General features: G+C 51.6%; 6 protein-coding genes. 1 reads left to right on the top strand and 5 read right to left on the bottom strand.

Translation table 11 applies throughout. From position 1 onward, the window contains the following. Positions 1-37: 37 nt before the first annotated feature. Entirely contained in the window at positions 38-1,645 is a 1,608-nt protein-coding gene (locus AB1656_00910) for a nitrilase-related carbon-nitrogen hydrolase (protein ID MEW6233921.1), read from the top strand. On the opposite strand, the gene AB1656_00905 is transcribed toward AB1656_00910, so the two are convergent. The 5 genes from AB1656_00905 to AB1656_00885 form a co-directional block, all read right to left on the bottom strand. Continuing rightward, complete coding sequence (locus tag AB1656_00905; GenBank protein MEW6233920.1) at positions 1,617-3,311, bottom strand: glycosyltransferase family 39 protein; 1,695 nt, start codon at positions 3,309-3,311, stop codon at positions 1,617-1,619. The two genes, AB1656_00910 and AB1656_00905, sit on opposite strands and share 29 nt — an antisense overlap. Beyond that, complete coding sequence (locus tag AB1656_00900; GenBank protein MEW6233919.1) at positions 3,301-4,584, bottom strand: glycosyltransferase family 87 protein; 1,284 nt, start codon at positions 4,582-4,584, stop codon at positions 3,301-3,303. Before AB1656_00900 ends, AB1656_00905 begins: the two co-directional genes overlap by 11 nt. 326 nt (positions 4,585-4,910) lie before the next feature. Continuing rightward, on the bottom strand, positions 4,911-7,697 hold the full coding sequence (locus AB1656_00895) for a S8 family serine peptidase (GenBank protein MEW6233918.1): 2,787 nt from the start codon (positions 7,695-7,697) through the stop codon (positions 4,911-4,913). Positions 7,698-7,883: 186 nt separating this feature from the next. After that, entirely contained in the window at positions 7,884-9,242 is a 1,359-nt protein-coding gene (locus tag AB1656_00890) for a Gfo/Idh/MocA family oxidoreductase (GenBank protein MEW6233917.1), read from the bottom strand. Between the two features lie 611 nt (positions 9,243-9,853). Next, entirely contained in the window at positions 9,854-11,203 is a 1,350-nt protein-coding gene (locus tag AB1656_00885; protein ID MEW6233916.1) for a Gfo/Idh/MocA family oxidoreductase, read from the bottom strand. Positions 11,204-11,349 lie beyond the last annotated feature (146 nt).

Raw genomic sequence — 11,349 nt, 5'->3', positions numbered from 1 at the left:
CGGTTTTGAAATTTTTTCTACCAGGGAATTAAACTGAATGAAGGTTAGCCATACAATCAAGTTGTTTGTAAGCGGTTCCAATTGTTGGAACCGCTTTTTATTGACGCAGATATCCGGTTTTCTGTCGTGGATGGCCTTTCCCAATATCGGCGCGCATTCTACATTGGCCTGGATATGTTTTTCTTTTTGGTTTTTGGCTCTGCGCCGGGCGGGTTGGAAGGAACGAATCGTTCATGGATTGATGTTCGGCGGTTGGTATTGTCTGCCGGAGAAATGGGGCGTTTTCGGGAAAATCATCTTCGATTTGTTCGTCCATTGGCATTATTCCGCTTTGTTTTTTGTTCTCTTTTTTTCCTGCTTCTTTTTCCCTTTTGTTGTTTTTAGTTTTGCATCGCCGCATCGGCGGGACAATGGAATCTTAACTACCTTCTATAGCGCCGCATGGTTGACGGTTTTGATCGCCTGGACGCCCGCCGTTTTCCCGATCAATCCGGCGCTGATGATCCACGATCAGCCTATCGCCATACAAACCGCCGACTTGGGAGGTGTTTATGCGGTCGTCTTTTTAACGCTATTCGTCAATTTCTTGTCGGCGGAAATTTTATATTTCGTTTGGCAGGATCGAAGGCAGTTTTTAAAATATACTCTTTGCTTATTGCTGACAGTTTCATTTGTTGCCGGTTATGGCATGTATCGTATTCGTGAACAAAAGAATTTGGAACTGGTGGTGGATGGCCATTATGCAAACATCGCTGTATTGGAAACACGCTTTCTGCCGAATGAACCGTTGGCTTCGCTGCTGCGGCAGAATCCCAAAGGAGGTTATTCCGCCGCCGAAATGACCGAACTGGCCGCAAAGCGCTTTCCGCAGGCAACCGTCATCGTATGGCCGGAACTGCCGATTCAAGTTACTCGTAAAAACGAATCGAAATTACATGAGAAAGTCTCATCGCTGGCGTCCCGCCTCCAGAAATCCATCCTATACAGTTCAATGGAAGAAATCCACGATGCGACGCCTGCGATCGAATATTGCGCGGCGCGGCTTATTTTGCCCGATGGAACGGAAGCCATGAGGTATCGAAAAACCGCCCTGATTCCATTCTTCGAATCTTCGCCGCATCCTCTTTTAACCGGTAGAAAAGAGGACCATTACCAAGCTGGGAATGAGGAAAAAGTACTTCCTATTGATAACCGAACATTGTACATTCCCGCGCTTTGTTACGATCTGCATAGCCAAAAGCATCTCCGCAGCGGAATCCGCTTGGGCGGGAATGTTATTGTCCATATGTCCAGTTTCTATTCTTTCAATAAAACTTCCATTCCTTATGTCGATTACGCCATGTCCAAGTTTTGCGCCGTTGAATATCGCATTCCCTTGGCGCGATCCACTAATCGAGGATATGGCGCATTTATTCGCACTACCGGCGAGCCTGTAACCGGTTCCGAAACTACTCCCGCAGATCGCGCGATAAAGTCGTTTCCTCTTTTTATTCCGGAAAAACGTTCGTTGTATGCCAAAATCGGAGACCTGTTCCTGTATTGCCTTACATTCGTAGTTGTATGGGATGCAGCAAGAGCAATTCGAGTGAAATTAAAGGGTAAACATTCTACGAATGCTATTGTTGATTGCGATAAGACATCGTAAAAATCTCGATCGCCGGACCCGGCTGATTTCTTCCCCATAAATTTGAAACGGGCGTATACGTATCTTCCAGATCGGCGGGAGCGGGATTCCATTCTTTTTCGAAAGGGATGAATCGTTTTATCGGTTTGTTCCCGCCCGCGTATGTTTTAATCGCTGTTCTTCGTTCTTCATAGGAATCGGGAAAACCGCCGGGAAAGGCGGCGAATGTACCGACCGCTATGTAAGCGGCTTGGGCGTTCTCGATCGCATCCAACTTCGTCAAATCTTTCGAAGGCAATCGATCGATCCAAATAAAGTTGCGAAAGGGATTCGTCAACGGTTCGCTGACGCTTTTATAACTTATGGGAATGCTGTATTGATCGACGGCCATTAGTCCGTTCTTATTTCCTTCTTCGAGAAACCAACGCATACATTCGATGCGAGTATCCGTTTGTTTCAGCAGCCAGTTGGCGCGAATATCTTTCGCCAACGGTTCGATAAGGCAAGCGATGGTTAATGCGCTTGCCAGCAGAACCGCCGCGAAGCGTCGATTCGCCCGCTGCGCCAAAGCGTCAATCCCCACGGCGGCCCATAGAGAAATCCAAGGCATAATGGGCATGCAATAACGAATGAAGAACATAGAATGCTTCGCCAATACGGCAAAGAACAGCAGCGGGAATATAAGCCATTCCCATCTTCTTTGCTTAACGAGGACGCCAAAGCCTACGATCGCCAGAATAACCGACGCCCATCCTTCGCTGACAAGGAAGGAATTGAGGGCGAGTAGAGCGAATCCGGTCTTCTCCTGGCCGGGCGCTAAAATATTGGCTCGGCGATATTGTTCCCAAAAGTCAGGCCAGAAGGCGGAAGGATCGGAGATGGGAAAAGGACAGATTGCGAAGAAGCAAGCGAGAGACAATCCGCCAATGGCGAGGAGTTCAAGCATCCACGATTTCCAATTGTTTTTCTTTTCCGTTTGGCATTTCGCGGCGCCCCAGAAAACCATAAGGACGGGAACCAACGGCGCAGCGCTGTATTTCATGGCAGCCGCGATTCCCGCCAACGCCGAAGCGACGAGGCTGAGTCGGAACGAGCCGCGGCGCATCGAAAACAGTCCCAGCCACAGCGACAACGTCAAGAATAAGGTCATAGACGAGTCGTTCACCGCGAAATGGCTCTCGCGGACATTGGCGAACGAAACCGCCGATAGCAGAGCGGCGATCATGGCGATTGGCTGCGAGCATCTCTCCCTCGCCAATAGATAAACGGCGGCGGCGGTGAGCGCGCCCATAATGGCGGCGAGCATCCGCGATCCCATCGTCAAATCGAAGGGACGATGCAAATATTCCGCTTCGATATTATCCGAAGGCTTGAGGAATTGGGGGTCGATGCCCAGCCAGGCGGGAACCTCCACCGGCGTCTGCAGCCGCAGCCAGAGGGGATAAAATAACGCGTTAAGGTAAGTGAAGCCGGGAGGATTGCGGAAATATTTCGGATTCCATTCTCCCTGATGGCATTTCGCCGCCCCGGAAACGTATTTCCATTCGTCGGGATGCAATCGGAATGGCATTCCCCAATCCAGCGAATCGATTCTCAGCCATAAAGCCAACGCCAATAAAGCGATTAAGCCAAGCGCGGTTAGGGCGCGGCGGCGAATAAATGCGAAGCGGGAATGTTCAACGTCCATAAAGCAACCTCAATCGCCGGTAGAGCGTGAATCCCCAAATTCCGCCCGCCGCCATCAAATGAGGCCGAATCAGGATTTCTCGCGAAATGGCGTCGAAAGATAACATCTCCAGCCAGGGAGATAGATTTCTTGTCAGCGCCGCTATGGAGAAAACCAAAATAGCCCAGCCCAACCAAGAATTCGCTTTTTTTAGATCGATGTAAAGGAGAATCAGCGCCGGATAGAGATAAATGTAATCGTGCAGCCGCGCCACCGGCGTCCAGATGATGGAAGCGGCTAAGGCGCAAGCGAAGCCCAACGATACAGTTCTTTCGTCGTGAGGCCGCCATGCTCCCCACCAGGTTGCGATCCAGCCCGCCATCAGCAAAAGCCGCATGAGCGTATGCGCAACCGCGATGGAACGATAATCGTCTGCGTTTAACCAACCCCAGTTTTTTAAAACTTGTCCCAAATAGACGCCCATTAAGGTATGATTAATGGGATGATTTTCTCCCAAAGAGATTTGCGGCATTATCCCCGTCACAAATTGAAGGTTTTGCCGCCATCCAGTAATCAATAAAATGATAATGAGAGTAATCAGCGCGCTTACAACGATCTTCCAACGCCGCCAAAAGAACCATAGCGGCAGAAAGAAGAGCGGCGTTACTTTCAGCGCGGCGGCCACTCCCAACGCCAAACCTGACAGGCCATCGCGTTTGTTAATGGCCCAGACGTAATGCAGCGCCAACGCCGCCATCACCATGATGGTAATCTGTCCCACGCGGAATGCCAAAAACATCGGCGCCCAAAACGCCGCAAGGATCAAAGCCGCCGCCGTCTCGCTGCGGCTTAAGAGGCTGCGGGCGGCGCAACGGAGAAACATAACGGCTCCCAGCCAATACGCCGCCGCCATGAGAATATTCCAAATCCATTCCGCTGTCCAAAAGGGCAGCCTCGACAATGGCCGCAGACTCCAGGCAAGAAAAGGGGGATAAAGATAATATTGATGGGGGCGTGGATTCTTCCCGTCTATTACGGGAACGCCGATCAGAGGATTGTCTCGCGATAACGGCCAGGGGCCGGAATTGTAAATAGGCTGTCCCTGGTTTAGAGCCATAGCGGCGGCGTAATAAGCGGTGAAATCCTGTTCGAAGGTTCCGGCGTTGAATACGAACGTTCCTTCGATATATTGATAAACCGTATAGAGAACCAAGGCGGCGAACAGCGCCCTTAAGAAGCGTTTTTCGCGAGCAGACCGCTCCGCCCACCGCTGCCGAATCGCATCCCATTTCATATAATTCCACTATGCGCCCCATTTATCCGCGCTAGAGCCGCTGTTTGGATTGTCATCCTATTTTTTCTTGAAGCGCTTCGCGCCGAAAAAACCGATGAGAAAGTCCATTACTCCGGCTATAGTAATGGCGCCGCCGAGATCTTATCCATAAGGAAAAAAAGTACGACGCCAATAAGCGCAGTGGGGATGCTGGCTAATAATAGAATCTTCCATACGATTTCTGCTTGGTTTCGATTTTGATCCATCATGACGACGTCCTCAAAATACTATTGCTTCATTCATCCACTTTTTTATTTTAGGGATATTCAATGCAAGAGGAAAGCGGATCAATACAATTGCCATGCTTCGACGCTGGCCAAATTGGTTTTGATATCAATGGAATAAAATCCCGTTTCGTATTGGTTGCCGGTTACTCTTAGATAATAAGTTCGATTTTTCTCCAAATTGCGTACGATTTTGGAAAAGGTTCCGATTCCGCCGTCGTCGTCGCTGGCGATGAGGAGTTCTCTGGAGTATGGGCCATAAAGCGCGATATGGGTGTCCGGGCTGATTTGATCGGGAAAGGCGTGCGTTTCAATGATGTACGAACTGTTAACGGACGGTTGTATCGTATACCAATCCCCGTCCGATTCCGGCCAGATTCTTCCTATGAGGGGAGAAGCGTTTGTTGCAAGAGACAAAGGCGATGCCGGTTCGTTGTAAACGAATACGCTGATGTTTTTTGTTGTGGATGCGCCGTCGGCGCTCGTGGCCGATATTTCTAAGACATGTTCGCCGTTCGCCGCTCTGGAAGAATCCCAAACCGCCGTCTGCGTCGTCTCCACTGGGGATGGGAAGAGAAAAACGTCGCCCTCCTTGGCGGACGTCGCTGGATCGTCCAGAATGGCGCCGTCGGCTTTCATAACGACGCGTGAAACGCCAGCACCGCTTCCCGCCTGCACGGCAATGGAAACGCCGCCGTCGACGACGCTGTCCGCTTTGGGGCTGAGAATCGCAAGGCGGGGTTTCCGGCCCGTGAGTTGCAAACCGGTGATGCAAAGGGCGTATCCTTGCGAATCGCCCAGATTTACTCGTCCTTGAATGCGTAGGGAGTAAGCGCCTTTAGCAGGTTTTTTGATAAAGACTTGCTCCACGTTGTCGCGGTGGTTTTCTGTGTTCTGGCGAGCAGGCTGATCGGGATAAGATGGATCGAGCGTCCAGGGATAATAGGTTCCGCCCGGACCGGTAAGCAACAAGTCAAGATCGTTGATAACATTGGGAGGATCGCTCCCGATAGCGCCGGTTGCAGGAACGCCCGGCGGATCCGTCCAAACCAATGTAGCCGTAATCGGGCCGTAGCCAATATACGATGCCTCGTAAACGATAGGATCGCCGAGATAGGCGCCGTAATCGAGATAGCGGCCGAGATTGCCGTGCAGCAGGATGAAATCCGCCGCCGCCCGCGCATCCAATAGTCCCCAACCGAAGCGATAATCGGGGCCGGCGTTCGATCCCCCATCGATGGCGGTGTGGATCAATATGCATTTCATCCCCGCCGCATCGGGATCGGCGTTGCCAAAGCGCTGGCGGTATAACTGCGTCAGGCAGGCAATAGCGCCGGCGACGACGGGAGCGGAGGAAGATGTGCCGCCCATGCTTTCGTAAGCGGAGTCCGAATTCGACGACATGGATAATAATCCCGCGCCGTTGGCGACAAGATCGGGCTTCACGCGGCCATCCGCCGTTGGTCCCCAGCTGGAATAATCGGTCATGCTGGAATCGTCCGGCTTGGGCGGTTCGCGAAACAGGTCGTAGATCGCGCCCACCGTGATGACGTTTTTAGCGGCGCCCAGCGATGTGATGGTGTTATACCCATTGGCGCCGCCATCCTTTGGGCGGGAAATCATAGAAATTTCCGGCCCCTGGTTGAGAACGTACGCCGTCCCCGGCAGCGGCGTTTCGCCGTCCCGGTCGTTGCCCGCCGCTAACACGGCGATCAAGTTTTGTTCGTAGACGATGCGATCCCAAGCGTGAGTGCGAGAAGAATATCGCCCAAAGAGTTGAGATGGGGAAGAATCAAATTCCGGATCGCCGTACCAATGCCACAAGCTAGTTTGGGGATCGTATTCCCATCCGGCGCTAGCTTTGTAGGAATGGTTGGAAACGGTAATTTTATCGGCGTTTCTCTGCATTTCCTGAAGATCATTGATATAGTTCCAACACAGCAGTTTCGCGTTCGGCGCCATTCCTTCCGCCGTCGGATTTCCCTTGCCGCCGCCCGCGATGGTTCCCGCGACGTGGCTGGCGTGATAATTGGGAGCGTCGCCGTCCACTTGAACGGCTCGCCCCCGCAGTTGCTCGTGCGTAACGCGAACCCCACCCGAATCCCAGACGCCCGCCGTTACGCCGGAACCGTCGAGGTTATAGCCTGTTCCCCCTCTAGGCTGGATTTCGTCGATGTTGGACGTATCTTGAGCGATCAAATTGCAGGGAACGTTGGGCGGATCGGTTTCGGCGATAAGGAAAACGATATCCTCCTGCGCCAGCGATTGAATCTCGTCCAAAGGCAAAGAGACGGAATCGATGGTTTGATGATAATCGAATCCCTGCCGAGCTGCCTCAAGAATTGCTCCATGCGCGAGCAGCGTCCGGCTAGCTTGTTTGTAGGCTGTATCCTGAAAGAAAACGATTTTGAGATTCATATATTCGGGAGGATTGTTATTTCTCGCCGCCGATTTCGCCGCCTCTGCTTTTCGTTGGAGGGATGAATCCAGTTTCAACTCGCCGGGAACCGGAATTGCGCCTACCGTGGACGGCGCTAGACGCAGCGCATTCATCTTCTCCGCATTGGCGGAGATGAAATAAGCGTTTTCAGGGATATAGTGTAAAAAGCGCACGCCGGATGCTTCCAACTCCCGGCGATCGCCGGGAGCGAGCGGCTGAGCGAATTGAACCAAGGCATGGATAGGATCGGCTTGAGAGAGAAATTCTTTTTGAAAAATTATATCGGAAATGCAGATATCGGCTCTCCCGAAACGTACAGGCGGAGATTCCACTCCGTAAGCCAAGGCGCAAAGAAATAGAAATGAAAAAGAACGCCAAAAACGTGAAGAAGCGTCTAGCCGTCGCTGCATCGGGGAATTCATTCCATCATCGTGATTTATAGGTAAATGGATAATCCCATCCAAACGGAATAGTATCACGGGAACGAATTCTCAACTGTAAATTCCTGTAAAAAAGGATTTGCCGGCATAGAAAGAAAAACGGCCCTCGTCATGCTAGCGAGGGCCGCTTCGTTTGTTGATAAGATTGAATGTAGATTACATGTTCAGGCTCCAGCCTTTGCGGTATTGGCGCTTGACGTACTGATTGGCTTCCTTGTTGTTGGTGAAGCGCATCTTTTCCGCATTGTATTCCAACTTGCCTTCGAAACGCGTAGAGATGCTTCCGGCCAGAATCCATTCCGTGTAAGGAGCGGCGTAGTCGAAATTGGAACCGGCAGGCTCTCCGCCTTTGCAGGCCCGCAGCCAATCCTGATGATGATTGTTGCCTGGAGCGCGAGTAAGGACTTTCGGCGCTTTGCCTTTCCATGCGTCGTCCAATTCCTTGGGAAGCAGCCGCGTCCCGCCTGCGTAAGTGCCGGTGGTGAGGTAACCCTTATCGCCGATGAAGAGCGAGCCGTTGTCGCCTTCGCCCAATCGGACGTCTTCGGGAATATCCGCCGGACGCGGAGGCAATAGGCCGCCATCGTACCAATAAAGATCGAGCGCGCACATCGAGCCGCGGGCGGGGAATTCGAATTTGATGATGGATTTATTGGGGAAAGTTTGTTTATTCCGGCCTTCGATTTTGATGCACTCGACGCTGGTAGGTCCTCCCGACAGCATCAACGCCCAGTTGGGAGCGTCGAGAATATGGCAGGCCATGTCGCCGAGAGCGCCGCAGCCGAAGTCGTACCAGCCGCGCCAGTTGAAGGGAGCATACGCATGGTTAAAGGGACGGTAGGGCGCCGGTCCCAACCAGACATCCCAATCGATCGAGGGTTTTCCCTCGTCGTCTTCAGGGATCGGTTCCGCATCCAGCATATTGGGAATGCCTTGCGGCCAGATAGGGCGGTTGGTCCAAGCGTGCACTTCGCGGACGTTGCCGATGGCGCCCGCCCAGATGAGTTCGCAGCAGACGCGGATGCCTTCTTCCGAGTGACCTTGGTTGCCCATCTGAGTGGCGACGCCATACTTGCGGGCGGCTTCTTTCAACATGCGCGCTTCGTAAATGTCATGCGTCAGCGGCTTTTGAACGTAAACATGCAATCCACGCTTGATGCAAGCCATGGCGGCGACGGCGTGAACATTGTCCGGCGTCGAGACTGTAACGGCGTCGAGCGTTTTTTCCTTATCCAGCATCTCGCGAAAATCTTTGTATTTTTTCGCGTCGGGGAAATTGCGGAACGATCTCGCCGCCTGGCGCCAATCGGGATCGCAAAGAGCGACGACGTTCTCGCCTTTGCAGGGACCGATATCGCTTTCCCCCTTGCCGCCCGCGCCGATGGCGGCGCAATTCAGTTTTTCATTGGGCGATTTATAGCCCATCCGTTTCAAAGACGGAACCGTACTGCACCCCGCCAATCCAGCGGCGGAACCCAATAAGAAGATACGGCGTGAAAAATTATGTTCGCTCATAATGGCTCCCCTCTACGTTAAATATAGTTATAGTTTTTATGGAATCGAATCCAATTCGATCAGTTTAAACTCTTGCGAAATTCCGGCCGCCTTCTTCCTTTTCCTACGTCAACGATAAGCCAACAATAAAATAGGTTTGAAGGCGTTCGAAGAAATTCATTCCCAAATTCAATTGCAAATAAGATAATTCAATATTCCAATGCTATTACTAACTCATGTTACGCAACCAGTATTTTCGCGCTATCTAAAAAATTGTTCGAAAAAACGTTGGATTTTGAGGATTATTGCTCTTTTGAATCGCCAAAAGGCTTTAATTCCACAAAGTTTCTCATCCCAGCCTTGAAAGGCTGGGCTATTACTAAATGCCCCTTTAAAGGGGCAAACGACAATGGCCGCCGTTTCAACGGCGGGTGAACGAATGGATTCTTTTTTTCGTGTTTTTCTTTTTCATTTCGTGTTTTCGTGATTCAAACGACGATAGGAAGAAATTCCTTTAAATTCCCATCGTGCGTAACATGAGTTATTAATATTATGCGAAAAAAAAAATGACGGCAACCCATCGTCGATAGCCGGACGAAAAAGAAATGAATCGATTCCCTTGTCTGGAACGATCATACTTGCTCCGGAATTTCATAGGGCTTGCGATAGTCGCGCTTCAAAAGCCGGTTAGCCGATTCATCGCCCAGGAACGATTCCGTTTTCCCGTCGAATAGCAATTTTCTCTTGCCCGTGCGGTAGGCGATATTTCCCAGATGAGCCAGGATGGCGCTGCGATGGCCTTTCTCGATGTCGGCGTTGGGAAGTTGGCGGCTGCGGAGGCATTGAAGAAAATTCTCGCGGTGCGCTCCATCGGGAAATGGACCATTGCCCTGAGCGGCGACTTCGCCGTCATTGGTATAAACTTGCCAACCGTCGCCGTGCCTTCCGAAGATCATGAGTTGTTTGGTTCCGTAGAGCTCGATCCGGGTGGAGTTTTGCGGCCAATAGGGATATTGATCGGTATTTCGAAAATCGACGGTCGTTTTGGCCATATAGGGCGGGTAATTCGTCATTTCGAAGGTCATGATCATATCGTCGTAATCGAACGTTGCCGCTTGCGTATCGGGAACTTCGCGGTCGTCTTGATATGCGAGGTTTCCGCCAGTGCAATGCACGGCGTTGGGGTATTCTTTGCCGATCAGCATCCGGGCGAGATCGAGTTGGTGGATGCCGTCGTTGCCCATATCGCCGCCGCAGAAATCCCAGGAATAAAGCCACCCGCCTCTCATTGCGCTTTCGCAGTAAGGCTGCAAGGGCGCGGCGCCGAGCCAGAGATCCCAATTCACGTCTTGAGGCGGTTCGCTGATGGGAGATTTTTTATATGGATCGCCCGACTTCAGATTATAGACTTTGCATAAGGGAATCGTCCCTAGTGCGCCGCTTTGAATGTATTCCAGCGCCTTGATGGCGTAAGGTGCGCTGCGGGTTTGAGTTCCTACTTGTACGATGCAGTTGTACTTTCTTGCCGCATCCACCATCTTGCGGCCTTCCCAGATATTGTGGGAAGCGGGTTTTTCGACGTAAACGTCCTTACCCGCCTGGCAGGCCATAATCGTCGGCAACGCGTGCCAGTGATCGGGGGTGGCTACGATGACGGCGTCGATATCCTTGTTCTCCAAAATGCGCCGGAAATCGTCCTCGCGAGTCAAGGCGGAATTATGTTCGCTTTTCAGAATGTCGAACAAATCGCCGCCGCGCCGTCCATCAGGATCGCTGAGACTGACGAACTGCACGTCTTTTTCCAAGGCAAAACCCCGCACTAGAGCGGAACCTCTTCCTCCCAAGCCGATGGCTCCGAACCGAATCCTCTCGTTGGCGCAAATGGCCCGCTCCGGTCTTCCCAAAAGCATGGCTCCCGCCGTCAGGCTAATCAACCCTTTTCCCGATTGGCGCAAAAAATCTCTTCGGCGTTGACGCTGCATTCGTTTATCCTCCTGTTTTATTGGAATTATTTTCGATTGAGGTTCTTGCAAAAATAGTATAATTTTCTTTTCAATTCTCCCCCCAAATTTGGGGGGAGTTAGAGGGGGGTTGATTTTATTAGAGTTATCTCAACCCCCTCCTAACC

It is taken from the genome of Candidatus Omnitrophota bacterium, assembly GCA_040755155.1.
GTDB lineage: Bacteria > Hinthialibacterota > Hinthialibacteria > Hinthialibacterales > Hinthialibacteraceae > JBFMBP01.
The sequence above is the reverse complement of the archived record's forward strand: the minus strand, read 5'-3'. Positions and strand labels throughout refer to the sequence as shown.

What these genes read in the sequence shown, in the direction of transcription:
- AB1656_00910 (MEW6233921.1), top strand. Translation starts at nt 38, where the DNA reads ATGAAGGTTAGCCATACAATCAAGTTGTTTGTAAGCGGTTCCAATTGT.
- AB1656_00905 (MEW6233920.1), bottom strand. Translation starts at nt 3,311, where the DNA reads ATGGACGTTGAACATTCCCGCTTCGCATTTATTCGCCGCCGCGCCCTA.
- AB1656_00900 (MEW6233919.1), bottom strand. Translation starts at nt 4,584, where the DNA reads ATGAAATGGGATGCGATTCGGCAGCGGTGGGCGGAGCGGTCTGCTCGC.
- AB1656_00895 (MEW6233918.1), bottom strand. Translation starts at nt 7,697, where the DNA reads ATGCAGCGACGGCTAGACGCTTCTTCACGTTTTTGGCGTTCTTTTTCA.
- AB1656_00890 (MEW6233917.1), bottom strand. Translation starts at nt 9,242, where the DNA reads ATGAGCGAACATAATTTTTCACGCCGTATCTTCTTATTGGGTTCCGCC.
- AB1656_00885 (MEW6233916.1), bottom strand. Translation starts at nt 11,203, where the DNA reads ATGCAGCGTCAACGCCGAAGAGATTTTTTGCGCCAATCGGGAAAAGGG.